The sequence below is a fragment of the Kitasatospora sp. YST-16 genome, assembly GCF_026802215.1.
GTDB lineage: Bacteria > Actinomycetota > Actinomycetes > Streptomycetales > Streptomycetaceae > Kitasatospora > Kitasatospora cineracea.
The window spans coordinates 2,094,433-2,118,133 of record NZ_CP113837.1; the positions used below are offsets into that span (position 1 = coordinate 2,094,433).

19 protein-coding genes are annotated in these 23,701 nt (G+C 71.7%); 8 read left to right on the forward strand and 11 right to left on the reverse strand.

The features are described 5' to 3' along the window. Positions 1 to 126: 126 nt before the first annotated feature. The 5 genes from ppdK to OU787_RS09525 all read right to left on the reverse strand — a co-directional run bounded on the left by ppdK (position 127) and on the right by OU787_RS09525 (position 7,644). Positions 127 to 2,835 (reverse strand): pyruvate, phosphate dikinase, encoded by a 2,709-nt coding sequence (gene ppdK / locus OU787_RS09505; RefSeq protein ID WP_268659097.1) that lies wholly within the window; start codon positions 2,833 to 2,835, stop codon positions 127 to 129. Positions 2,836 to 3,401: 566 nt separating this feature from the next. Further along, complete coding sequence (gene dusB, locus OU787_RS09510; protein WP_442788446.1) at positions 3,402 to 4,589, reverse strand: tRNA dihydrouridine synthase DusB; 1,188 nt, start codon at positions 4,587 to 4,589, stop codon at positions 3,402 to 3,404. A gap of 267 nt (positions 4,590 to 4,856) precedes the next feature. After that, a complete protein-coding gene (locus tag OU787_RS09515) occupies positions 4,857 to 5,600 on the reverse strand; it encodes a DUF4097 family beta strand repeat-containing protein (protein ID WP_268659098.1) in 744 nt (247 codons plus the stop codon). Between the two features lie 134 nt (positions 5,601 to 5,734). Then, positions 5,735 to 6,382, reverse strand: coding sequence for a response regulator (locus OU787_RS09520; protein WP_030458607.1), 648 nt, complete (start codon positions 6,380 to 6,382; stop codon positions 5,735 to 5,737). Further along, the gene (locus OU787_RS09525; protein ID WP_268659099.1) at positions 6,370 to 7,644 is read right to left on the reverse strand and encodes a sensor histidine kinase; all 1,275 of its coding nucleotides are present in this window, start codon (positions 7,642 to 7,644) and stop codon (positions 6,370 to 6,372) included. Before OU787_RS09525 ends, OU787_RS09520 begins: the two co-directional genes overlap by 13 nt. 135 nt (positions 7,645 to 7,779) lie before the next feature. Between OU787_RS09525 and OU787_RS09530 the strand changes: the two genes are divergently transcribed. The 3 genes from OU787_RS09530 (at position 7,780) to OU787_RS09540 (ending at position 12,235) form a co-directional block, all read left to right on the forward strand. Continuing rightward, positions 7,780 to 8,280, forward strand: a complete 501-nt coding sequence (locus OU787_RS09530; RefSeq protein WP_268659100.1) for a hypothetical protein — start codon at positions 7,780 to 7,782, stop codon at positions 8,278 to 8,280. A 1,483-nt stretch (positions 8,281 to 9,763) separates the two neighbouring features. After that, on the forward strand, positions 9,764 to 10,342 hold the full coding sequence (locus OU787_RS09535) for an NADAR family protein (RefSeq protein ID WP_268659101.1): 579 nt from the start codon (positions 9,764 to 9,766) through the stop codon (positions 10,340 to 10,342). A gap of 1,203 nt (positions 10,343 to 11,545) precedes the next feature. Then, complete coding sequence (locus OU787_RS09540) at positions 11,546 to 12,235, forward strand: hypothetical protein (RefSeq protein ID WP_268659102.1); 690 nt, start codon at positions 11,546 to 11,548, stop codon at positions 12,233 to 12,235. 170 nt (positions 12,236 to 12,405) lie between these two features. Here OU787_RS09540 and OU787_RS09545 read toward each other — a convergent pair whose 3' ends face one another. Further along, entirely contained in the window at positions 12,406 to 13,788 is a 1,383-nt protein-coding gene (locus OU787_RS09545; protein WP_030458613.1) for a glycine--tRNA ligase, read from the reverse strand. A 298-nt stretch (positions 13,789 to 14,086) separates the two neighbouring features. On the opposite strand from OU787_RS09545, the gene OU787_RS09550 reads away from it, so the two are divergent. The 4 genes from OU787_RS09550 to OU787_RS09565 are packed head-to-tail and all read left to right on the forward strand — an operon-like array spanning position 14,087 to position 17,530. Next, positions 14,087 to 15,055 (forward strand): metal ABC transporter substrate-binding protein, encoded by a 969-nt coding sequence (locus tag OU787_RS09550; protein ID WP_268659103.1) that lies wholly within the window; start codon positions 14,087 to 14,089, stop codon positions 15,053 to 15,055. Between the two features lie 41 nt (positions 15,056 to 15,096). Then, complete coding sequence (locus tag OU787_RS09555; protein ID WP_268659104.1) at positions 15,097 to 16,029, forward strand: metal ABC transporter ATP-binding protein; 933 nt, start codon at positions 15,097 to 15,099, stop codon at positions 16,027 to 16,029. Then, positions 16,026 to 17,075: a metal ABC transporter permease gene (locus OU787_RS09560; RefSeq protein ID WP_268659105.1), complete on the forward strand. Its 1,050-nt coding sequence runs from the start codon at positions 16,026 to 16,028 to the stop codon at positions 17,073 to 17,075. The genes OU787_RS09555 and OU787_RS09560 overlap by 4 nt, the downstream gene beginning before the upstream one ends. 35 nt (positions 17,076 to 17,110) lie before the next feature. Next, positions 17,111 to 17,530 carry a Fur family transcriptional regulator gene (locus OU787_RS09565; RefSeq protein ID WP_030458617.1) on the forward strand — a complete coding sequence of 140 codons (420 nt, stop codon included), beginning with the start codon at positions 17,111 to 17,113 and terminating at the stop codon, positions 17,528 to 17,530. Positions 17,531 to 17,733: 203 nt separating this feature from the next. On the opposite strand, the gene OU787_RS09570 is transcribed toward OU787_RS09565, so the two are convergent. The 4 genes from OU787_RS09570 to leuA form a co-directional block, all read right to left on the reverse strand. Then, on the reverse strand, positions 17,734 to 18,573 hold the full coding sequence (locus OU787_RS09570; RefSeq protein ID WP_268659106.1) for an isoprenyl transferase: 840 nt from the start codon (positions 18,571 to 18,573) through the stop codon (positions 17,734 to 17,736). Positions 18,574 to 18,575: 2 nt separating this feature from the next. Then, positions 18,576 to 19,322 carry a DNA repair protein RecO gene (gene recO / locus OU787_RS09575; protein WP_030458619.1) on the reverse strand — a complete coding sequence of 249 codons (747 nt, stop codon included), beginning with the start codon at positions 19,320 to 19,322 and terminating at the stop codon, positions 18,576 to 18,578. Between the two features lie 231 nt (positions 19,323 to 19,553). Continuing rightward, on the reverse strand, positions 19,554 to 20,099 hold the full coding sequence (locus OU787_RS09580) for a TerB family tellurite resistance protein (protein ID WP_327059369.1): 546 nt from the start codon (positions 20,097 to 20,099) through the stop codon (positions 19,554 to 19,556). A gap of 452 nt (positions 20,100 to 20,551) precedes the next feature. Next, complete coding sequence (gene leuA, locus OU787_RS09585; RefSeq protein ID WP_030458621.1) at positions 20,552 to 22,336, reverse strand: 2-isopropylmalate synthase; 1,785 nt, start codon at positions 22,334 to 22,336, stop codon at positions 20,552 to 20,554. 362 nt (positions 22,337 to 22,698) lie between these two features. Here leuA and OU787_RS09590 point away from each other — a divergent pair, with 362 nt between their 5' ends. Continuing rightward, positions 22,699 to 22,965: a protealysin inhibitor emfourin gene (locus OU787_RS09590; protein ID WP_030458622.1), complete on the forward strand. Its 267-nt coding sequence runs from the start codon at positions 22,699 to 22,701 to the stop codon at positions 22,963 to 22,965. Positions 22,966 to 22,985: 20 nt separating this feature from the next. On the opposite strand, the gene OU787_RS09595 is transcribed toward OU787_RS09590, so the two are convergent. Further along, positions 22,986 to 23,699, reverse strand: coding sequence for an alpha/beta fold hydrolase (locus OU787_RS09595; protein WP_268659108.1), 714 nt, complete (start codon positions 23,697 to 23,699; stop codon positions 22,986 to 22,988). Between the last annotated feature and the right edge of the window lie 2 nt (positions 23,700 to 23,701).

Sequence of the window (23,701 nt, forward strand, 5' to 3'; positions counted from 1 at the left end):
GGCGGGGACGGACGCCGTTGTCCGTTCCCGCCCCGGCTGCTCCGTACGGCGGCTCTCCTGCGCCGAGCTCCGCCGTACGCCCCTCCCCTTCGGAGGGGTGCGGTCAGTGAACCGCGCTGCTTCGTGTCAGCGCGAGTCGCTTCCCGCCGTCTCGATGGCGGCGCGGCCTGCCTCCAGGCGCGCCACCGGAATCCGGAAGGGAGAGCAGGATACGTAGTCCAGCCCCACCTCGTGGAAGAAGTGCACCGACTCCGGGTCGCCGCCGTGCTCGCCGCAGACGCCGAGCTTGAGGTCGGGGCGGGTGACCCGGCCGGCCTGGGCGGCGTTCTTGACCAGGGCGCCGACGCCGTCGCGGTCGATGGTCTCGAACGGGCTGACCCCGAAGATGCCCTTCTCCAGGTAGGAGGTGAAGAAGGACGCCTCGACGTCGTCGCGGGAGAAGCCCCACACGGTCTGGGTCAGGTCGTTGGTGCCGAAGGAGAAGAAGTCGGCGGCCTCGGCGATCTGACCGGCCGTCACGGCGGCGCGCGGCAGCTCGATCATGGTGCCGAGCTTGATGTCCAGGCTGACGCCGGTGGAGGCGGCGACCTCGGCGAGCACCCGCTCGCACTCGTCGCGGACCAGCTCCAGCTCCTGCACGGTGCCGACCAACGGGATCATCACCTCGGGGCGCGGGTCTCCGCCGGCCAGCTTGCGCTCGGCCGCGGCCTCGGCGATCGCCCGGACCTGCATGCCGAACAGGCCGGGGATGACCAGGCCGAGGCGCACGCCGCGCAGGCCGAGCATCGGGTTGGCCTCGTGCAGCCGGTGGACGGCCTGGAGCAGCCGCAGGTCGTTCTCGTTCGGGTCCTTGCGGGCCTCGGCGAGGGCGACGCGCACCGACAGTTCGGTGATGTCGGGCAGGAACTCGTGCAGCGGCGGGTCGAGCAGCCGGACCGTCACCGGGAGCCCGTCCATCGACTGGAACAGCTCCAGGAAGTCGCCCTTCTGCAGCGGCAGCAGGCTGGAGAGCGCGGCCTCGCGGTCCTTGTCGTTGTCCGCCAGGATCAGGTGCTCGACCTCCTTGCGGCGCTCCTCGCCGAGGAACATGTGCTCGGTGCGGCACAGGCCGATGCCCTGGGCGCCGTACCGGCGGGCGCGGTTCGCGTCCTCGGCGTTGTCGGCGTTGGCGCGCACCGCGAGGCGGCGGCGGCCGTCGGCGTGCGCCATCAGCCGGTGCACGGCCTGGACCAGCCCGCCCTGGACGTCGGCGCCGGCGTGGATGGTGCCCTCGAAGTACTCGACCACCGGGGACGGCAGCACCGGGACCTCGCCCAGGTACACCTTGCCGTTGGCGCCGTCGATGGAGACCACGTCGCCCTCGTGGACGACCTGGCCGTCGGCGGTGGTGAACTTCCGGTTCTTGGTGTCGACCTCCAGCTCCTCCGCGCCGCAGACGCAGGTCTTGCCCATGCCGCGGGCCACCACGGCCGCGTGCGAGGTCTTGCCGCCGCGCGAGGTGAGGATGCCCTCGGCGGCGATCATGCCTTCGAGGTCGTCCGGGTTGGTCTCGCGGCGGACCAGGATGACCTGCTCGCCGGAGCGCGACCACTTCACCGCGGTGTACGAGTCGAAGACCACCTTGCCGACCGCCGCGCCGGGCGAGGCCGCGATGCCGTACGCGACCGGCTTGGTCTCGGAAGTGGGTGCGAAGCGCGGGAACATCAGCTGGGCGAGCTGGCCGCCGGTGACCCGGTGCAGCGCCTCGTCCAGGTCGATCAGGCCCTGGTCGACCAGCTGGACGGCGATCCGGAACGCGGCGGCGGCGGTGCGCTTGCCGACCCGGGTCTGCAGCATCCAGAGCTTGCCGCGCTCGATGGTGAACTCGATGTCGCACAGGTCCCGGTAGTGGTTCTCCAGGGTCTGCATGATGGACATCAGCTCGTCGTACGACTTCTTGTCGAGCTGTTCCAGGTCGGCCAGCTGGAGGGTGTTGCGGATGCCCGCCACCACGTCCTCGCCCTGGGCGTTCTGCAGGTAGTCGCCGTAGACGCCCTGGGTGCCGGTGGAGGGGTCGCGGGTGAAGGCGACACCGGTGCCCGAGTCCTCGCCGAGGTTGCCGAACACCATGGTGCAGACGTTGACCGCGGTGCCCAGGTCGTTCGGGATGCGCTCCTGCCGGCGGTACAGGCGGGCCCGGTCGCCGTTCCAGGAGTGGAAGACCGCGTGGATCGCCAGGTCCAGCTGCTCGCGCGGGTCCTGCGGGAACTCCCGGCCGGTCTCCCGCAGCACGATCGCCTTGAAGGTGGCGACCAGCGTCCGCAGGTCCTCGGCGGTGAGGTCGAGGTCGTTGGCGGTGCCCTTGGCGTGCTTGGCCTCGTCCAGCGCCTCCTCGAAGAGCTCGCCGTCGACGCCCAGCACGGTCTTGCCGAACATCTGCACCAGGCGGCGGTACGAGTCCCAGGCGAAGCGCTCGTTGCCGGACTGGGCGGCGAGCCCGGTCACCGAGGCGTCGGAGAGGCCGATGTTCAGGACGGTGTCCATCATTCCGGGCATCGAGAACTTGGCGCCGGAACGCACCGAGACCAGCAAGGGGTTGTCGGCCTGGCCGAGCTGCTTGCCCATCTGCTGTTCGAGGGCGGCCAGGTGGCCGGTGATCTCCTCGTTCAGCGAGCCCGGTTCGGCGCCGGTCTCCAGGAAGACCTTGCAGGCGTCGGTGGTGATGGTGAACCCCGGAGGGACGGGGAGACCCAGGTTGGTCATCTCGGCGAGGTTCGCACCCTTTCCGCCGAGAAGATCCTTGAGGTCCTTGTTTCCTTCGGTGAAGGAGTAAACAAACTTCTGCTGCGCCGTCACGGGTCGCTCTCCTCGCACACGGTTGCCCTGACGCCGGAGAACATACCCATTTCGAAGGCCGTCTAGGGGCGTGAAGAGCCCGTACGAGCCGCGGAGCGGGCGATTGGCCAGCAGATCTAATGCCCGGGCGGGCGTTTGCCTGCGTTGCTGAAATCGTCCGGATGACGCTAGCCATTGTTCAAGAATTGAACACAAGGCCACGTCCAGCTCACACGAGCCGGACACACGGTGACGGCATTCGGTCCGCCACGTTTCCCCGGCTTGATTTCCTGCAGCCAGCGGCGGCGATCCACCGGAGGGCCCGTTCGGGAAGCGATCCGGACTTGTACACCTTGGCGAAGTCGACTGACTGACTGTCACTCGCCACGATATGTGGCCAGCATCACGAGCGCATCTCAGCTGACGGGCCGAGGAAACCTACGCCGAGCGTCGCTTTCCGTTGACGCTTCGGTCACTCCATGTTGCTAGATTTCGCCTTCAAGGAGCCCTGTTGTCCAGCTTGGACAATCGAGCTGGGACGCCCCGGCCAGGCTCGAACCGGGACCGACCCCACCAGTTGGTACAGATCATCCGCCAGAGGTGTCCGATTCGGCGTCTTCGCTCAGCCGGGCGCACTCGTACGGATCGTCCAACCAGCCTTCGGGCAGGACCACCCGGTTGTTGCCGCTGGTCCGGCCGCGCGGACCGTCGGCGCCGATCGGCCAGCTCTGCTCCTGGTCGACCAGGGCGAGCGTCTCGGTCAGCTCGGCCAGCGAGCTGGAACCGGCGAGCTTCACCCGCAGCTCGGAGCCGACCGAGAAGCCCTTGGTGTACCAGGCGACGTGCTTGCGGAAGTCGATGACGCCGCGGGTCTCGTCACCGAGCCACTCCCCCAGCAGCTGGGCGTGCCGCACCATCGCGCGGGCCACGTACCCGAAGGTGGGGCGGGCGTAGTCGACGTCGCCCTCGAAGATCGACACCAGGTCCTTGAACAGCCAGGGCCGGCCCAGGCAGCCGCGGCCGACGACCACGCCGTCGCACCCGGTCTCGCGCATCATCCGCACCGCGTCGTCCGCGGACCAGATGTCTCCGTTGCCGAGCACCGGGACGTCGGCCGGGACGGACTCGCGGAGCCGGGCGATGGCCGACCAGTCCGCCGTACCGCCGTAGTGCTGGGCCGCGGTGCGGCCGTGCAGGGCGATCGCGGAGACGCCCTCCTCCGCCCCGATCCGTCCGGCGTCCAGGTAGGTCAGGTGGCCGTCGTCGATGCCCTTGCGCATCTTCATGGTGACGGGCAGGCCGCCCGCGCTGGAGACCGCCTGGCGCAGGATGTCGCGCAGCAGGTTGCGCTTGTACGGCAGCGCGGAGCCGCCGCCCTTGCGGGTCACCTTGGGGACGGGGCAGCCGAAGTTGAGGTCGATGTGGTCGGCGAGGCCCTCCGCGGAGATCATCCGGGCCGCCTTGCCGACGGTCTCCGGGTCCACCCCGTACAGCTGGATCGAGCGCGGCTTCTCGCTCGGGTCGAACCTGATCAGCTGCATGGTCTTGGCGTTGCGCTCGACCAGGGCACGGGTGGTGATCATCTCGGAGACGTACAGGCCGCGGCCGCCGCTCTGCTCCCGGCACAGGGTGCGGAAGGGGGCGTTGGTGATGCCGGCCATCGGCGCCAGCACCACCGGGGGCCAGACCTGCATCGGCCCGATGTTCAACGGGGCGAACTCCGGGGTGCCGGGTGCTGCCGGGGTGGCCTGGGCGGTGTCGGGCGTGGTGGTCATGCGCGGCAGATCCTCATACGGGTAGGGCCCCAACGGCGGGCTTCCGGACTCTCCATTCTCTCCCACCCGCGGAACCCGCCGGGCCGGGGCGGTCGGGCAGCGGGTGCCACGGCTGTGACGGCCGCCGGGCAGGGGCGGCCGGGGCGGCCAGGACCGCGGCGGCCCGGCCCGGGGTGGCCAGGAGCGGGGTGGCCCGGCCCGGGGTGGCTCGGCCCGGGGTGGCTCGGCCCGGGGTGGCTCGGCCCGGGGTGGCTCGGCCCGGGGTGGTCAGGGCTTTCCGGCCCGGTTGATGGTGACGGTGCCGGAGGCGGAGACGACGTCGAGCAGCCGTGGTGAGTCGAGGTCCTGGAGGGACCGGTCGATCGTCTGACTGCCGCCGTCGCTGCTGAGGTCGATCCGGTACCGGCTGCGGTCGTCCGGCAGTTGCAGGAGCAGGTTTCCCGAGGCGAGGCGGGTGGCGACCAAGTCCGGTGGGCGGTCGTACTGCAGGGTGACCTGTCCGGAGGCGGCGGACAGCTGGGCCTCGGGCGCGCTCAGCCCCGTACCGATGATCTGCCCGGATCCGCTCTTCGCCCAGATCGGCCCGCTGATCCTGGTCAGCTGGACCTGGCCGCTGCCGGTCTCCGCCGAGACGCTGCCCGCCACGTCTTCGATCTCCGTCTGCCCGGAGCCGTTGCGGGCGTGGACCATGGTCGACGGCGGGACCTGGACGGCCAGGGAGACCGGGCAGCCGCCCGTGAACCGGGCCTCCGGGCAGTCGACGGAGATCGACATCCGGCCCGCGGCGATCCGTACGTTGACCGTGGGTCTGCGCAGGGCCCAGCCGAGCTGTTCGACCAGCACCACCCGATCGGTGCCGCCGGCCCGGACGGTGACGTGGGCCGGGCCGGAGTCGATGTCGAGCTGGCCGATCGCCTCGAAGTACGTCCGCTCCCGGGCGGTGTCCCGCTGGATGAGGGCCGCCCCCGTGACGGCGACGCCCGCCAGGACGACGCAGGCCAGGGCGAGCACGCCAATGAGCCGCCAAGCCCGGCGCTCGCCGGGGCTCGGTTCGGCGGGCGGGCCCGGCGGCCCCGGAACCGGCAGCCGACGGGCGAGTCGGCCCGGCGCGGGAACCGTCGGCGGCTCCGGCGGGGCGGGTCGCGTCATTGGCTGACCTCCAGGAAGCGCAGCACCGCGAGCACCCGCCGGTGGGTGTCCTCGGCGGGCGGCAGGTCGAGCTTGGTGAGGATGGAGTTGATGTGCTTGGAGACGGCGCTGTCGCTGACCACCAGGGATTCGGCGATCGCGGTGTTCGAGCGGCCCTCGGCCATCAGCGCCAGCACGTCCCGCTCGCGGGGCGTCAGCCGGTGCAGCGGATCGCGGTCGCGGCGCAGCAGCAGTTGGGCGACCACCTCGGGGTCGAGGGCGGTGCCGCCCCCGGCCACCCGCTGCAGTGCCTCCACGAACTCGTCCACGTTCGCCACCCGCTGTTTGAGCAGGTAGCCGACGCCGCTGGTGTTCTTGGCCAGCAAGTCCGCCGCGTAGCGCTCCTCGACGAACTGGGAGAGCAGGACGACGGCGGTGTCGGGCCACTGCTGGCGGATCATCAGCGCGGCCCGGACGCCCTCGTCCGTGAAACCCGGGGGCATCCGGACGTCCGCGACGACGATCTGCGGGCGGTGCTCCTCGACGGCGGCGAGCAGCGTCTCGGCGTCCCCCACCGCGGCGGCGACCTCGTAGCCCTCGCTCTCCAGCACCTTGACGATGCCGATCCTCAGGAGGACCGAGTCCTCGGCGATCACAGCTCGCATGGCAGCTCCATGGTGATGGTGGTCGGGCCCCCGCGGGGGCTGGTGATGGCGAACGATCCGTCGACCGAGGCGGCGCGTTTGCGCAGGCCGGCGAGGCCGCTGCCGCGGCCGGCGTCCGCCCCGCCGATGCCGTCGTCGGTGATGGTGATGCGCAGCCGGTCGGCCACCCGGCGCAGGGCGAGGTCGACCCGGGAGGCCCGGGAGTGCTTGGCGGCGTTGGCCAGCGCCTCGGAGACCGTGAAGTAGGCGACCGCCTCCACGGTGGGCGCTATGCGGCCCGGCAGGTCGACCGTGAGGTGCACGGGGACGGGGCTGCGGGCGGCGATACCGGAGAGCGCCGCGTCGAGCCCGCGGTCCTCCAGCACCGCCGGGTGCAGGCCGCGGACCAGGTCGTGCAGTTCCTTGATGGCGGCCTGGGCCTCCTCGTGCGCGGCGACGATCACCTCCATGGCCTCGGGCGGGAGGTGCTTGAGGGTGCGCCGGGCCAGGCCCAGGTTCATCGCCAGCGAGACCAGGCGCTGCTGGGCGCCGTCGTGCAAGTCCCGTTCGATGCGGCGCCGTTCGGCGTCGGCCGCGTCCACCACGTCGACCCGGCTCCGGGCCAAGTGCTCGACGCGGCGCTCCAGCACCTCCGCCCGGTTGGGGCCGAGCAGGACCCGGACCGCCCACAGGTCGACAGCGGCGAGCAGGGCGACCAGCCAGGGCGTGGCGACGAGCAGGAACAGGCCTCCGATGGTCGCGGCGGTGCCCGTGACGGCCCAGCCCGGCCCGGCCTGCAGCGGGTTGTCGGGCGGCAGCAGCCACACCCAGCCGAAGAATCCCAGCAGCACGGCCGACGTTCCCCAGAGGCCGAGCACCAGGGCGGCGCACATGGTCTGCAACGGGGCCACCAGCAGGTGGTGGGTGGCCTGGCGCCACGTCAGCCCCGCGAGGAGCCGGACCAGCCACGGCGCGCCCGGCGGGACCCGGCCCGGGATCTCCAGCCCGCGCAGGGCACGGACCCGGCTGCGCTGGGCGACCGTCAGCAGGTCGAAGAGGACCACGAGCAGCGCCAGCCCCGGCAGCAGGGCACCGCCCGGGAGGTTGAGGACGATCATGCAGGGCAGGCCGAACGGAAGGCCGGCAGCCAGGAAGAGCGAATCCCGCCGCGTGCCCGCGGACCACGGCGTGCGCGCGGCCACGGCGGCACGAACCGCGGTGGCCCGGGCCGTGGTGGCTCCGGCCGCCCGGCGCGGGGGCGTGTCGATCTTCGACTGGAACATGCGGATCAGCGTAGAGGCCGTCCGATCTCGGCTTCCATGGTGTGGGCCTCCGTCTTTGGGGTGTAGCTGGCTACACCCCAAAGACGGAACCGCGCGCTACCGACAAGATCCTTCCGCCGAAGGATTCTTGACGGCATGACGAATACGAACCTGATGCGTTGTGTCCGTGGCCCGCTCGCTCCCGCCCGGGCGGCGGTCTCCCGGTTCTCCGATGTCGATCACGAACTGCCCTGCACGGAAGACGAGTTGGGGAAGGTCGCCGAGGTCGGCCCGTGGTCGGTGTGGCTGCGGGCGGGCCGCCGACCGGCCATGGAGGTCTACGAGCACGGCGAGCTGCTCGATGTCGTGGTCGAGTCCTCGCTCGGCGGCGCCGGATTGCGCGGGGCCCGGCTCGGCCGGGCCGGAGCCCCGGGGGAAGGACCGGTCGTGTGCGCCTGGGGCCGGCTGCCACCCTGTGGGGCTCCCCCACCAGTGCGTTTCCTCACCGGCGGGCTGCGGCGGCGGGCCATCGATGCCGCGACCGTACGGGTGGTGGGCCGGTTCTGGTTCGCCTCCGCCACCGGGGGGTTCCGCTGGGCGCAGTTGTCGGCGGCGTGCTGCGGCGTGGAGCACCAGGAGTCGGGGAGGGTCGCATGAGCGCGTTCGCTCCCGGGCTCTCCCGGGCCGGCGGTGGCATCGTCGTCGCGGGGCGGTCCGCCCGTGCGGTCCGACGGGCCGGGTGGCTGCGGGCGGAGGTGCTGTTCCTGGGCTGCGGGCTGGTCCTGCTGCCCTGGTCGGCGCTGCTGGCCGTACTGCCCGGCGGCCGCCCGTGGGCGGTGCTCGACCTGGTCGAGTCGGTGGCTCTGTCGGCTGCCGCCGCGTGCCTGCGGCAGGGCCGGAGCCCGTTCTGGCCGGCCGGGTTGGCGGGCGCCCTGCTGGTCACCGACGCCGGGTGCGACCTGGCGACGGCTGCCGACGGCTCCGAATTGCTGGTCGCCCTGCTGATGGCGGGGTGCGCGGAGCTACCGCTGGCCGCCGCGTGCTGGTCGGCGGCGGCCCGACCGGGGGCTGTTTGCGCGGGGTCCGTCAGCGACGGGCCAGTCGGCGTGGGCGGCGGCCCGGTGCCGGTGACCGGGCGGTGGCGCAGGTTCCAGGTGTTCCGGATGCTCGGGGCCTTCCGGCCGTGTGCCGTGGCCCCGGTACCGGTGGGCGGCCCGCCCACCGGGTTCCTCAGGAAAGGAGTGTCAGTGCAGACCATCCAGCTGACGGCGCGATCCACGGGGATCGTTTGCGCGTCTCCGGCGGACCGGATGTACACCGGGATGTCGAGCCGGTTGCGGGTCACCGCGACCGGAAGCGGGTCGGGCGGTGGCCCGACCGCCACGGCGACAGGGCGTTCCATCAGTACGCTCCCGGCCGCGACGGCCGCCGGGATCCGCCGCCCTGACCACCCGGCGCGGTCGAACGACCGGGTACCGAACGCCGGATCCCGGCCCCGGGCCTGCCCCGGCCGGGCGCGCCGGGCAGCATCCGCCGCCCCGAGAGCGGCGGCCGCCTCCTCACGGCGCAATCCCGGGCTGCGGCAGCCCGCCACAGCGCGCCCGACCTGCTTCCGGGAGTTGCGCTCCCGGAAGCTCCGCCAGAACGCGGCCGGCTCGACCCGCCGCTCCACGCCGGGAGTTTGAGCGCCGTACTGGCACACCCCCGCAGCAGGACGTCCCGGCACCAGGAGGATCCGGCAGCCCTCCGGGCCCCGGGTACGCCTGGACGACGACCCGGTCTCGGGTTGAAAGGAGCCGGCCCGCCCTGTCGATGACCTCGCAGCCCGAGCTGCCGTCGGTGTGAACACGCCCTTCCCACCCGCATCTTCCGTTCCTTGACATCTCCACAGTGCGATTCGCTCTGCCGCCCATCGACCGCGCTCCGACTATCGGCCCCCGACCCGGGTGCCGCGCTGGCCGCCGGTGCGGGTGTGGTCGGCAGGCACTCCACCCCATGTCTGGGAACGCAGGCACAGCATGGGGCGGGCGAAGGCGGGCCGGAGCGGCGGCTGCGTTTTCGGTGGCGGGCGGGTATCGCAGCAGGTGGCCGCAGGAAAAATGGCAGGTCCGGCGGGCTGGGCCGGTGCGAGGATGAGGGCATGACGACGAACCCGACCAGCTCTCCGAGCGAGGTGCGCACCCTCGAGCAGTTGACGGCCGCGGTCGCGTCCGGGGCGCGTCCGAAGTACCTGCACTTCTGGGGCCACCAGCCGCAGCGGGACGGGCAGATCGGGTCCGGCGCGCTCAGCCAGTGGTGGCCCTCCCCGTTCACCGTCGACGGGGTCCAGTACCGCACCGCCGAACACTGGATGATGGCCGGGAAGGCCCGGCTGTTCGAAGACGAGGAGGTCGTCCCGAAGATCCTCCGGGCACGGACACCCGCGGAGGCGAAGAATTTGGGACGCATGGTCAAGGGGTTCGACGAGGACCGGTGGGTGGCGCACCGTTTCGAACTGGTGGTGACTGGCAGCACCGCGAAGTTCGAACAGGACGAACAGCTCCGCACGTACCTGCTCCGCACCGGCGGTCGTGTCCTGGTGGAGGCCAGCCCGCTCGACCGGATCTGGGGCATCGGGCTCGCAGCGGACGACGAACGTGCCGGGTCCCCCGACCGGTGGCGGGGGTTGAACCTGCTCGGTTTCGCGCTGATGGAGGCGCGGGCACGCCTGGCGAGCTGACGATCCATCAACTATGGAGGTTAGTGAGGGAGTTGCGCATTCTCCCGGCAAGTTGGTTGATTCGAACCGAAGTTGGCCGAAATTCACGAGTTGCACCGGCCTCCCGCGCCACACCGGCCACTCGCATCTCCAGCCCGAAAAGGTTAAGACTTGCTCCCGTAACGTGGCCGCCGTATGGCAGCGCCAGGATGGCCACCAGTCGTTGTGTTCGGAGGCCAGTCGGGTGGCCTCCATGGAGAGGTCGGGCGGGGCGCGATGACCGTACGCAATTCGGGGCCGGATTCGGTCGATGTCCAGATGCTCAGAGCAGAGCTGGACGAACTCCTGAGAGCGCGGCAGTTCGCCGCGCAGCGCGAGCGCAGACTCGCCGAGGCCGTCCGGGCCGGCCATGAACCCGATCACGCGCCCGCGTACGGCCGACCGCCCCAGCAGCCCGATCCCGAACTGGTGCGACAGCTCGCCCAGGCACAGACCCTCCGCGAAGGACTCGGCGCCCGCTGCCTCGAACTGAGCGACCGCCTCCTGGCAGCCGAGGACCGACAGTTGGCCGGACGACTGGCCGGCCGCTCCGCCCCCTCCCCCGCACCGGGCCGCAGCCCGGAAACCTCCGCCCAGGACTTCTGGGCACCGGGCCCTGCCGGACCAGCCTCTCCCCTGGTGCCTCCGCAGCGCTCGTTCCCGACCGGGGCCCGCTTCGGCGGAGGCTCCGGGTCGGGCCCCGCCCATGAACCGACCGACCCGACCGGCACCACCGCTCCGCCCACCGTTCCGGCCACCGACACCCCGCCGCTGCGCGGCGCCCGCTTCCGGGTCGGTCGTCCTCTCCGCGCGGCCCGGAGGAGCGAGGAGCACACCAACGCCGCCCAGCACCGCCCTGGCGCCGGCGAACATAACACCGCCACCCGCAATGGCGGGCCTAGCGTCCGAGCGGAAGAACCCACCGGCACCTCATGGGCCAGAGCAAGCGCGCCGGGCAAGGGACTTGACGATGCCCCGGCCGACAGCGCAGTCCGCCCGCGCGCAGGGCGCAACACGACCGGGAACAGCGGAGCGGGCACCGCACCCGGCAGCAACAGCACCGCGGTCCAGGGCTCAGAGACCGGCCCAACGGCGACCGCACCAGAGAACGGGCCGCGCGCCCGGACGGGCGCCGAGCTGGTTGCCCTCGCCCAACGGATCACCGACCTGCACCGGCAGGGAGCAGTGCACGAGTCCGCCGCCATCGTGGCGCAGGTGGCACTGATGATCACGCCGTCCGACCTGGCCGGGCTGGCCACGCTGCTGCGAACCCAAGGACCGGCCGGTTCCTCCACCTACCTGGCCCGGTCGGTGGCCTCCGGCTCCCCGGAACACGCAGCGGCCGCCCTGGCGGAACTGCGCCAGGAAGGGCTGGTGGACGAGGCCGCAGACCTGTTCCACACCCTGTGGTCGGTGAGCGCCCAGGCCCTTCCGGCGCTGCTCGCGGCCCTGGAGCAGTCGGGGCAGTCGGCCGACGGGCAGACCCTGCTATGGGAGCGGGCCTCCGCCCCCGCCGGTGAACTCGCCGAACTGACCGGGCACTTGCGGGCATCCGGGCGCTCCGACGACGCCCGCCACCTCCTGCGCCAGGCGGCGGGACGACCGCTCAAGGAGGTCGCGGCGATCGCCACCACGCTGGACGAGGAGTCGGCGACCGCGCTGATCGGCGAGTTGGTGCGACTGCGTTCGGCGAGTGACGTCGGACAGTTCGCGGCCGCGATCCAGGGCTCGGCGGAGCTGTACGACGCGCTGCTGTTCGCCGCCGACGACCTGGAGGAGAGCCGGGCCCGCAGCGCGTTCGCCGCCCTGCGCACCGCGGGTCTGCCGACCGAGCCGGCGCCCCGGTCACGGTCGAAGGCCCGCCAGCGCCGCTGAGCGGGCCTTCGCAAAACCCTGCGATTCCACCCCAGCCCACGAACAGGCGTGCCTCGCAAGGTAGTTGTCCGTACAGGCACAGAACGCCGAACGGCCGGCGGGACGCCCCCCGGAAAGGGGCGGCCCACCGGCCGGACGAAGAACTGCGTTCCTGCTTGCGGTGCTCGGTGTCAGCAGCCGATCAGGCGGGCGCCCAGGTAGGACTTCACCTGGTCGAGCGACACGCGCTCCTGCGCCATGGTGTCACGCTCGCGGACGGTCACCGCGTTGTCCTCGAGGGTGTCGAAGTCGACGGTGACGCAGAACGGGGTACCGATCTCGTCCTGGCGGCGGTAGCGCTTGCCGATCGCCCCGGCGTCGTCGAACTCGACGTTCCAGGCGGAGCGCAGGTCGGCGGCGAGGCCGCGGGCCTTCGGCGAGAGATCGGCGTTGCGGGACAGCGGGAGCACCGCGACCTTGACCGGGGCCAGCCGCGGGTCGAGCCGCATGCCGACGCGCTTCTCCATGACGCCCTTGGCGTTCGGCGCCTCGTCCTCGAAGTAGGCGTCGAGCAGGAAGGCCAGCATGGCGCGGTTGAGGCCGGCCGCGGGCTCGATGACGTACGGGAAGTACCGCTCGTTCGCGTCCTGGTCGAAGTACTTGAGGTCCTGGCCGGAGTGCTCGCTGTGCACCGTCAGGTCGTAGTCGGTGCGGTTGGCCACGCCCTCCAGCTCGGAGAACTCGCTGCCGCCGAAGTTGAAGCGGTACTCGATGTCCACCGTGCGCTTGGCGTAGTGGGACAGCTTCTCCTTGGGGTGCTCGAAGAAGCGCATGTTCTCGGTCCGCAGGCCGAGGTCGACGTACCAGTTCCAGCGCTGCTCGAGCCAGTACTCGTGCCAGGTCTCGTCCTCACCCGGCTTGACGAAGAACTCCATCTCCATCTGCTCGAACTCGCGGGTGCGGAAGATGAAGTTGCCGGGGGTGATCTCGTTGCGGAAGCTCTTGCCGACCTGGGCGATGCCGAACGGCGGCTTCTTGCGCGCGGTGGTCTGGACGGCGCGGAAGTTGGTGAAGATGCCCTGCGCGGTCTCCGGGCGGAGGTAGGCCAGGCCGGCCGCGTCCTCGGTGACGCCGAGGTGCGTCTTCAGCATGCCCGAGAACTCCTTGGGCTCCGTGAAGGCGCCCTTGTTGCCGCAGTTCGGGCAGTTGAGGTCGGCCAGGCCGTTGGCCGGGAGCTTGCCGTGCTTGGCCTCGTAGGCCTCTTCCAGGTGGTCGGCGCGGAAGCGCTTGTGACAGGAGAGGCACTCGGTCAGCGGGTCGTTGAAGGTCGCAACGTGGCCGGAGGCCTCCCAGACCTCGCGGGCGAGGATCACCGAGGAGTCGATACCGACGACGTCCTCCCGAGCGGTGACCATCGCGCGCCACCACTGGCGCTTGATGTTCTCCTTGAGCTCGACTCCCAGCGGACCGTAGTCCCAGGCGGCACGCGTACCGCCGTAGATCTCGCTGCAGGGGTAGACGAAGCCACGGCGCTTGCTCAGGCTGACGATCGTGTCGATCTTGTCGGCGGCCACAGTGCTCTCTTCAGTACGACGGCACGGTCAGGGCGCGGCTGGTTGCGCGCGCCCGAATAACTCAGGGTACCGGGGATGCGGGGGCGGGGTTCAACTCGATAGTGGCACGGACGGGCCGCCGGGTGGCTGTACCGGGAGTGAACAGCCGTGCGTTCTCCGGCGTGTTGGAGGTCGCACGGTGAAGGCGCGGCGCCCGGTCAACACAAAAGGCGACGAGGGCGCCCGCGGTACGCGGTACGGGACGGGTCCACCCAATGCAAGTTGACAATCATTTCCAGATAAGATGAGAATGGTTGTCATGAAGATTCGTCGCCCGTCCCCTTCGATAGCCCTCGCCGCCACCGCCCTCGCCGGATCACTGCTGCTCTCCGGCTGCGGCGGTGTCAGCAGCGCGGCGGGCAAGGGCGGTGGAAAGCTGGACGTGGTGGCCTCCTTCTACCCGATGGAGTTCCTGGCCCGGCAGATAGGCGGGGAGCACGTCAAGATCACCGACCTGACGGCCCCGGGCGTGGAGCCGCACGACCTGGAACTGACGGCCAAGCAGGTCGCGGCCGTCCAGCGGGCCGACGCGGTGGTGTACCTGAAGGGCCTGCAGCCGACCGTGGACAAGGCCGTCGCGCAGTCCCACCTCAAGCACGTGGTGGACGCGACCGCCGCCTCCCCCCTGGTGGACCACCACCTCGACGAGGGCGGGGAGGGCGAAATCGAGACGCCCGGCGGCGAGAGCGGGCACGAGCACAGCGGCGTGACCGGCGACCCGCACATCTGGCTGGACCCGGCCCGGTACGCGGCGGTGGCCCGCAGTGTGGGCGCCGAGTTCGCGGAGATCGACCCCGCCAACGCCGACGACTACCGGCGCAACACCGACGACCTGGTGACCCGGCTGAACTCCCTGGACCAGGAGTTCAAGGACGGCCTGGCGAACACCACCACCCACACCTTCGTCACCAGCCACGCCGCCTTCGGCTACCTCGCCGACCACTACGGGCTGGAGCAGGTCGCCATCAACGGGGTCGACCCGGAGGCCGAGCCCACCCCGTCCCGGATGGCCGCGATCCAGCGCGCCGCCAAGGACAACGGCGCGACCACCGTCTTCTTCGAAGCCCTGGTCAGCCCCAAGCTGGCCGAGACCGTGGCCGCCGACCTGGGCCTCAAGACCGCCGTGCTCGACCCCCTGGAGGGGATCAAGGAGCCGGACCGCAACGACTACTTCTCCGTCATGCGGCAGAACCTGACCAACCTGCGGGCCGCGCTCGGCGCCAGCTGAGCGGACCTGGGCGAGCGGCGAGAGCAGAGCGAGGAACCACCATGAGCGCTGTCATTCCCACGACAGACTCCGACCGGCCGCACCCGGCCGCCGCCGGGGGCGCCGACCGGAACACCGGCCGGGACACCGACGAGAACACCGACCAGAGCACCGGCGAACACACCGACGAGAAGACCCGCGGGACCTCCGGCGGACGCACCGGGAGCGGCACTGGGGCGGCGGTCGTCGGGCTGCGGGGAGCGGTCGCCAGCGTCGGGGGGCGGCCGGTGCTGCGCGGCGTCGACCTCACCGTCCGGCCGGGCGAGGTGGTCGCCCTGCTGGGCGCCAACGGGTCCGGCAAGTCCACCACCGTGAAGAGCGTGATCGGTTCGGTGCCACTGGACGGGGGCAGCCTGGAGCTGTTCGGCCGGCCGTACCGCAAGTTCCGCGACTGGCACCGGATCGGGTACGTGCCGCAGCGCACCACCGCGGCGGGCGGGGTGCCCGCCACGGTCCGCGAGGTGGTCTCCACCGGGCGGCTGCCGCAGCACGGGCTGCTGCCGTTCCGCCGCAAGGACCGGGCCGCGGTGGACCGGGCGCTGACCGCCGTCGGCATGCTGGACCGGGCCGGTGACGGGGTGGCCCACCTGTCCGGCGGCCAGCACCAGCGGGTGCTGATCGCCCGCGCCCTGGTCGGCGTGCCCGACCTGCTGATCATGGACGAGCCGATGGCCGGCGTCGACGTCGACAGCCAGCAGGTGCTCGCCGACATCCTCCGCAACGAGGTGGAGCGCGGCTGCGCGGTACTGCTGGTGCTGCACGAACTCGGGCCGCTGGAGCCGCTGATCGACCGCGCCGTGGTGCTCCGCGACGGCTGCGTGGCGCACGACGGACCGCCGCCCCGGAGCGTCGGCCAGCACGCGCTGCCCGGCCACGACCACGTCCACCCGCACGCCGACGACCACCACCGCACCACCCAGGGGCTACTGGCATGATCGAGATGTTCCAACCCGACTTCATGCAGCGGGCGTTCCTCGCCGCCGTGCTGGTCGGCGTCACCGCGCCCTCGATCGGCATCTACCTGGTGCAGCGCCGACAGGCGCTGATGGGCGACGGCATCGGGCACGTCGCGTTGACCGGCGTCGGCCTGGGCTTCCTGTTCCAGGCCAACCCGATGTGGACGGCGGTGCTGGTCTGCGTGCTCGGCGCCGTCGTGATGGAGCTGGTCCGGGCCCGCGGCAACCAGCGCGGCGACATCGCCCTGGCGATGCTCTTCTACGGCGGCATGGCCGGCGGCAAACTGCTGGTCTCGATGAGCAGCCAGTCCGGCGCGGGCAGCCTGGAGAGCTACCTGTGGGGCTCCATCCTGTTCGTCTCCCCCGGTGACCTGGTGGTGATCGGCCTGCTCGCGGCCGTGGTCATCGCGGTCACCGTGGGCCTGCGCCGCCAGCTGTTCGCGGTGTGCCAGGACGAGGAGTTCGCCCGGGTGACGGGCCTGCCGGTCCGGGTGCTGAACCTGCTGCTCGCGGTGATGGCCGCGGTCACCGTGACCGTCGCCATGCGGGTGGTCGGCCTGCTGCTGGTGAGCGCGCTGATGGTGGTCCCGGTGGCGGCCGCCCAGCAGCTGACCCGTTCCTTCGCGGCCACCCAGGCCACCGCGATCGGCGTCGGCGTGGTGACGGCGCTGCTCGGTGTCGGCACCTCCTACCAGGTCGACCTGCCGTCCGGCCCGACCATCGTGTTCCTGGCCATCCTCACCTTCGCGCTGTTCAGCGCGATCGCCGCACCACTGGCCCGGCGACGGCACCGGGCCTCCACCGAGCACGGCCCGGCAGTCTGCGACGTGGTCCTGCCCGGCCCCGCCCATGCCAGCACCGCCACCGCCACCGCCACCGCTGAGGATTCCTCCGGCGGCCCGGGAACCGCGGGAGGCCCGGCCGCAGTCCTGGAGGGGACGGAGCCGGTCCGGGCACCGGCAGGGGCGACGATCGATGCACCGCTGTCGGGGGAGTCGCTGTCAAGTCGGGGGCTGGCACAATGATGTGCGAAACCACCCGATCAGCAGGAGGACCCACGGTGACCACCGCAGGCCCGTCGCCGCGCGCGCGATCGACTCGGCAGCGCACCGCCGTCTCGGCGGTCCTGGACGAGATTGAGGATTTCCGCAGCGCGCAGGAACTGCACGACATGCTCAAGCACCGGGGCGACTCGGTGGGTCTGACCACCGTCTACCGCACGCTGCAGTCCCTCGCCGAGGCCGGCGAGGTGGACGTGCTGCGCACCGCCGAGGGCGAGGCGGTCTACCGGCGGTGCAGCAGCGGGCACCACCACCACCTGGTGTGCCGGCACTGCGGGGCGACCGTCGAGGTCGAGGGCCCGGCGGTGGAACGCTGGGCCAACGCGGTCGCCGCCGAACACGGGTTCAGCGACATCGCGCACACCCTGGAGATCTTCGGCACCTGCGGAGAGTGCGCCGCCAAGCAGCAGCAGGAGTAGGCACCGCCCCGGCCGGGCGGCGAGCACCGCCACCCGGCCCGGACGGCAGCGAGGGCCCGGATCGGAGCAGTCCGATCCGGGCCCTCGCCCGTACTCTCCGCAGCCAAGCCAGCCCGCGCGCCCGGCCTGCGCGCCCGGCCCGTCCGCGCGCCCACCCGCACACGCACCCGCGCCCGACCGGCACCGCCAACCCGCCCGGCCGGTCAGCGCTGCGGCGGGACCTCGGCGCCGACCTCGGCGCCGACCTCGTTGGGGAGCGCACCGCCGAAGCGGCGGTCGCGGCGGGCGTACTGCTCGCAGGCGCGCCACAGGTCGCGGCGGTCGAAGTCCGGCCAGAGCACGTCCTGGAAGACGAGTTCGGCGTAGGCGGACTGCCAGGCGAGGAAGTTGGAGGTGCGCTGCTCGCCGCTGGGGCGCAGGAACAGGTCGACGTCCGGCATGTCGGGGTAGTACAGGTACTTGGCGAACAGCTTCTCGTTGACCTTCTCCGGGTTGAGCTTCCCGGCGGCGACGTCGCGGGCGATGGCCAGCGCGGCGTCGGCGATCTCGGCCCGGCCGCCGTAGTTGACGCAGAAGTACAGCGTCATGGCGTCGTTGTCCTTGGTCTGCTCCTGGGCGACCTGGAGCTCCTGGACCACGCTCTTCCACATCCGCGGCATCCGGCCGACCCAGCGGATCCGGATGCCCAGGGCGTCCATCTCGTCGCGGCGGCGGCGGATCACGTCCCGGTTGAAGTTCATCAGGAACTTCACCTCTTCCGGGGAGCGCTTCCAGTTCTCGGTGGAGAACGCGTACAGCGAGAGGTTCTTGACGCCGATCTCCAGGCAGCCGCGCAGCACGTCGAGGACGACGGCCTCGCCGACCTTGTGGCCCTCGGTGCGGGGCAGGCCGCGCTCCTTGGCCCAGCGGCCGTTGCCGTCCATGACGCAGGCGACGTGGTTGGGGACCAGTTCGGACGGGATCTTCGGCGGCTTGGCACCGCTCGGGTGCGGGGCCGGGGACTCGTACGTCCGCTTGCTACCGAACAGCCGTCGCGCGACCATGCTCACTTCTCCACGTATCTCATCGAGCGGATACCCCGCTCCAGGTGCCACTGCAGGTAGGCGGCCACCAGCCCGCTGCCCTCGCGCCAGTACCGCGGCTCGCAGCCGTCGGCGGTCTGCCAGTCTCCGGAGAGCAGCGCGCCGAGCAGTACCAGTGTCTCAGGGGAGGGTACGGCACTTCCCGGCACCCGGCAGTCGCCGCACAGCACGCCGCCGGCCTGGAGCGAGAAGAACCGGTTGGGACCGGGCAGTCCGCAGCGGGCGCAGTCGGTGAAGCTCGCGCCGTAGCCGTTGACGGCGAGCGAACGCAGCAGGAAGGCGTCCAGCACCAGGTGCGCCTGGTGGGTGCCGGCGGCCAGCGTGCGCAGGGCGCCGACCAGCAGCAGGTACTGCTGGACGGCGGGCTGGCCCTCGTTCTCGGCGAAGCGCTCGGCGGTCTCCAGCATCGCGGTGCCGGCGGTGTAGCGGGTGTAGTCGTCGACGATCCGGGCGCCGTAGGGGGCGATCGTCTCCACCTGGGTGCACAGCGGCAGGGTGCGGCCGACCAGTTCGCTGCCGCGGCTGAAGAACTGGATGTCGACGTGCGAGAACGGTTCGAGGCGGGCGCCGAACTTCGACTTGGTCCGGCGCACCCCCCGGGCCACCGCCCGGACCTGGCCGTGCTGGCGGGTGAGGAAGGTGATGATCCGGTCGGCCTCGCCGAGCTTCTGGGTGCGCAGCACGATGCCGTCGTCGCGGAAGAGACTCATGGTGGAACCCATTGTCCCGCACCCCGCCGACAGCCCGGCCGGCCGAGGGCCCCGGCAGTGCGGCGCGCAGCCGTGAACCCGCACCGGGGTTGTGGGGCTTTCACCCGTGCGGTGCGGGACACGGCGGGCCCGGGAGGGGGGAGTTCGGGCCCGGCTCGTGGGTGGTGCGGAGGACGAGTCGTGGGTGGTGCGGAGGACGAACGGTCAGTGCGGGCGGTCAGCGCCGGGCGGTCAGTGCGGGGCGCGGGTGGCCGCTTCCAGCAGCCGGTCCACCTGCGGGGCGGTGAGGCGCAGGCAGCGGCCGATCACGGCGAGCGCGGCCCGCTCCTGCGGGAGGTAGCGGCCGTCGGCGAGGGCGACCATGGCGCCGAGGGTGAGCAGGCGTTCGCGGCCCTGGACGGCGAGGTGCGGGGCGAGCGGTTCGAGCGCGGCGTGCAGTTCGACGGTGAGTCCGCCGCCCTCGACGTCCACGTCGAGCGGTTCGCCGCCGCCGTGTCCGGAGAGCGCGGCCAGCGCGGCCAGCACCTGGGCCTCGCCGCAGTCGTCGAACCCGGCCTCCTTGATCACCGCGCAGGCGGCCTCCCGCCCGCCGCGCCCGGTGGTGCCGCCGGCGGCGAGCGCGGCCAGGGCGATGGTGTACTGGGCGTCGCGGAGCATCCCGCCGAGCCGGACCGAGGTCAACTGGTCCAGGGCGTCGGTCCCGTAGCGGCCGCGGCAGGAGGTGCACTGGACGCTGCGGGCCACGCCGCCGAGCGGCAGCACCGGCGTCCCGAGCAACCGCAGCCACCGCCGGCCGTGCTGCCGGCGGTAGTTGCGGTCTCCACCACAGCCCGGGCAGAAGAATTCACCGAGGACATCCGTCCGCCACCGAGGGCGAACACCCCACAACCCTGTCACGGCGCCACTCCCCAGACATGGCAGGCGGCCTGCACATCAATGGGCAGGTCACGCGACCGGACGCCGGAGTCGTCCCACCGACCCCGGTTCCGGTTCGTCGATGTTGCCACGGTTACCGGCTCGTGTCAGCACCCTGAACGGGTGCCGAGGGGAAAATTTGTGACCGGGGCCACACGTGATCGACGACGCCGCCCGGATGTTCGCCCGCCGGGCCGCACCCTTCCTGACGCTCCGTCAATTCGCGCCGGTGGGAAGGGAGATCCGTCGGAAAGCCGCGGAGGGGACCCGCCGGTGGCGGGTCCCCTCGGAGCGGTGCGGGTGCCGGGGCGGGGTCAGTCCCGCTGGGCCGACCGGTTGACGGCGCTGACCAGGGCCTTCAGCGAGGCCAGCACGGTGTTGGAGTCGATGCCGACGCCCCACAGCACCTTGTCTCCGACGGCGCACTCGACGTACGCGGCGGCCTGCGCGTCGCCGCCCTCGCTCAGCGCGTGCTCGGCGTAGTCCAGCACACGGACGTCCACGCCGATCGAGGCCAGCGCGTTGACGAACGCGGAGACCGGGCCGTTGCCGGTGCCGGTCAGGGTGACGGGGGTGCCGTCGACGACCGCCTCGGTGCTCAGCGCGTCGCGGCCGTCCTCGGTGGTCAGGCTGCGGGAGCCGCTCAGCGAGATCCGGCCCCACGGGTTGGCCGGGGTCGGCAGGTACTCGTCCTGGAAGACCGCCCAGATGTCGGCGGGGGTGACCTCGCCGCCCTCGGCGTCGGTCTTGGCCTGGATGATCCGGGAGAACTCGATCTGCATCCGGCGCGGCAGGTCCAGCTTGTGGTCGTTCTTCAGCACGTAGGCGATGCCGCCCTTGCCGGACTGAGAGTTGACCCGGATGACCGCCTCGTAGCTGCGGCCGACGTCCTTCGGGTCGATCGGCAGGTAGGGCACGCCCCAGGTGTACTCGGAGACCGGGACGCCGGCGGCGGCCGCGTCGGCCTCCAGGGCGTCGAAGCCCTTCTTGATCGCGTCCTGGTGCGAGCCGGAGAAGGAGGTGAAGACCAGGTCGCCCGCGTAGGGGTGGCGCTCGGCGACCGGCATCTGGTTGCAGTACTCGGCGGTGCGGCGGATCTCGTCGATGTCGGAGAAGTCGATCATCGGGTCGACGCCCTGCGAGAACAGGTTCATCCCGACGTTGACCAGGTCCAGGTTGCCGGTGCGCTCGCCCTGCCCGAACAGGCAGCCCTCGACCCGGTCGGCGCCGGCCATCACGGCCAGTTCGGCCGAGGCCACGCCGGTGCCGCGGTCGTTGTGCGGGTGGGTGGACAGGCAGACGAACTCGCGGCGCGACAGGTTCCGCGACATCCACTCGATCTTGTCGGCGTAGACGTTCGGGGTGGAGCGCTCGACGGTGGTCGGCAGGTTCAGAATGATCTCGCGGCCCTCGCCCGGCTGCCAGACGTCCATCACCGCCTCGCAGACCTCCAGCGCGTAGTCCAGCTCGGTGTCGATGAAGATCTCCGGCGAGTACTCGTAGCCGAAGACCGTCCCGTCGCCCAGGATCTTCTCGGCGTACTCCATCACCAGCCGGGTGCCGTCCACCGCGATGGCCTTGATCTCCTCCTTGCTCGCCCGGAACACCACCCGGCGGAACAGCGGCGAAGTCGCGTTGTACAGGTGCACGGTGGCCCGCGGCGCGCCCTTCAGCGACTCCACGGTGCGCTCGATCAGGTCCTCGCGGGCCTGGGTCAGCACCGAGATGGTGACGTCCTCCGGGATCGCGCCCTCGTCGATCAGCGAGCGGACGAAGTTGAAGTCGGTGGCACCGGAGGAGGGGAAGCCGACCTCGATCTCCTTGTAGCCCATCCCCACCAGCAGGTCGAACATCTTGCGCTTGCGGGCCGGCGACATCGGGTCGATCAGCGCCTGGTTGCCGTCCCGCAGGTCGGTGGACAGCCAGCGGGGGGCCTGCGTGATGACCTTGCTCGGCCAGGTGCGGTCCGGCAGGTCGACGGTGCCGAAGGGTACGTACCGCTGGAACGGCATCCCCGAGGGCTTCTGCTGCACGGTGGCGGCGGTGATCGGGGTCGGACGGTCGACGAACGCGCGGGCGACGGAGGACTGTTCGGTCATGGGTGAGGCTCTCGGCTTCCCTTGTCGAAGGCGGTCTGCGGTCGGGGGTGAGGACACCCGACTGGGCCGACTGAATGCGCCGCGAGAGATCACGCTGGGCGCAACACGACTCCCCGCGGCGAGGGGGCCGGCCTTGACTGGACTACAGGCCCTCGCCGCGGCAGCTAAGAAGAAGCAGCCGGATACGCATGATGTCGCCACTGTAACAAGACCGGACGGGCCGGCGCAGTGAGCCGGGCCACGATCCCACCCAGTGAGACGGCCCGGGCCCGCCCCGCGGAGCCGCCGAAAGCCAGGGAGCGCTGCGAGGAGTTGGTGAAAAGCCTCGGCAAACCCCTTCGTTGCGTAGCACACTGACAACCATGCGTATCCAGGTCACCCGCACCGGCGGGTTCGCCGGCCTGCTCCGGTATGCCGAGATGGACACCACGGAGCGGCCGGACGCCCCGCACGTGCACGCCCTGGCCCGGGAGGCGGTGGCCGGCGGGCTGCGCGCACCCGCGTACGGCGTGCCCGACGGCTTCCACTACGAGATCACCGTCGACGGCCGCACCGTGCACTGCGCCGACCCGAAGCTCACCGACTCCCAGCGCGAGCTGGTGAGCCTGGTCCTGCGCGAAGGAGCCTGACCCCCGCGCGTGGGGGTCGCTCAGATCCACCCGTCCAGCGAGGCCAGGAAGCCCACCGGGTCGTCGCGGTGGATGCTGTGCCCGGCGCCCGGCACGGTGCGCACCTCGAAGCCGCGGCGGCGCAGCTCGGCGGCGTCCCCGTCCGGCACCAGGCCGCTGGGGTCGGCGAGTTGGACCAGCGAGGGGACGACCGGGACGCCCGGCAGGACGGACAGCTCGGGGTGCGCCCACAGGCCGAGCGCGGTGTCGGTGTCCCAGAGCGCGAGCGCGGCGAGTTCGGCGTCGACGTCCTCGGCCGGCCAGTTCGGGTGCATGCTGGTGATGAACTGCCTGGTCCCGAAGCGCTTGAAGCCGATGAACGGCTCCGGCCCGAGCCCGGGGCGGTCGTACACGAAGGCGGGGTCGCTGTAGACCACCCGGGCGGGCTTCAGCTGCTCGACGGCCCTCCAGAGCGCCGGCGCGCCCATCGAGTGGCCGATCGCCAGGTCGGCCCCGGCGGGCAGGGTGTCGACCAGGTCCTCGGCGAACTGCTCGGGCCCGTACCGTTCGCGGGGCGTCGCGCCGGTGCCGCGCGGGGAGGCGCCGTGGCCGCGCAGGTCGACGGCGATCACCCGGTAGCCGCGGGCGGCGAGTGCGGGGCCGATCAGCCGCCAGGTCCGGTGGTCGGCCTGGATGCCGTGGACCAGCAGGGCGGTGCGCTCTCCCCCGCCCCACTCGTGGGTGTGCAGTTCCATCC

What these genes read in the sequence shown, in the direction of transcription:
- OU787_RS09535 (WP_268659101.1), top strand. Translation starts at nt 9,764, where the DNA reads ATGACGACGAACCCGACCAGCTCTCCGAGCGAGGTGCGCACCCTCGAG.
- leuA (WP_030458621.1), bottom strand. Translation starts at nt 22,336, where the DNA reads ATGACCGAACAGTCCTCCGTCGCCCGCGCGTTCGTCGACCGTCCGACC.
- OU787_RS09520 (WP_030458607.1), bottom strand. Translation starts at nt 6,382, where the DNA reads ATGCGAGCTGTGATCGCCGAGGACTCGGTCCTCCTGAGGATCGGCATC.
- dusB (WP_442788446.1), bottom strand. Translation starts at nt 4,589, where the DNA reads ATGACCACCACGCCCGACACCGCCCAGGCCACCCCGGCAGCACCCGGC.
- OU787_RS09570 (WP_268659106.1), bottom strand. Translation starts at nt 18,573, where the DNA reads ATGGTCGCGCGACGGCTGTTCGGTAGCAAGCGGACGTACGAGTCCCCG.
- OU787_RS09595 (WP_268659108.1), bottom strand. Translation starts at nt 23,699, where the DNA reads ATGGAACTGCACACCCACGAGTGGGGCGGGGGAGAGCGCACCGCCCTG.
- OU787_RS09555 (WP_268659104.1), top strand. Translation starts at nt 15,097, where the DNA reads ATGAGCGCTGTCATTCCCACGACAGACTCCGACCGGCCGCACCCGGCC.
- recO (WP_030458619.1), bottom strand. Translation starts at nt 19,322, where the DNA reads ATGAGTCTCTTCCGCGACGACGGCATCGTGCTGCGCACCCAGAAGCTC.
- OU787_RS09560 (WP_268659105.1), top strand. Translation starts at nt 16,026, where the DNA reads ATGATCGAGATGTTCCAACCCGACTTCATGCAGCGGGCGTTCCTCGCC.
- OU787_RS09525 (WP_268659099.1), bottom strand. Translation starts at nt 7,644, where the DNA reads ATGTTCCAGTCGAAGATCGACACGCCCCCGCGCCGGGCGGCCGGAGCC.
- OU787_RS09590 (WP_030458622.1), top strand. Translation starts at nt 22,699, where the DNA reads ATGCGTATCCAGGTCACCCGCACCGGCGGGTTCGCCGGCCTGCTCCGG.
- OU787_RS09530 (WP_268659100.1), top strand. Translation starts at nt 7,780, where the DNA reads ATGACGAATACGAACCTGATGCGTTGTGTCCGTGGCCCGCTCGCTCCC.
- OU787_RS09550 (WP_268659103.1), top strand. Translation starts at nt 14,087, where the DNA reads ATGAAGATTCGTCGCCCGTCCCCTTCGATAGCCCTCGCCGCCACCGCC.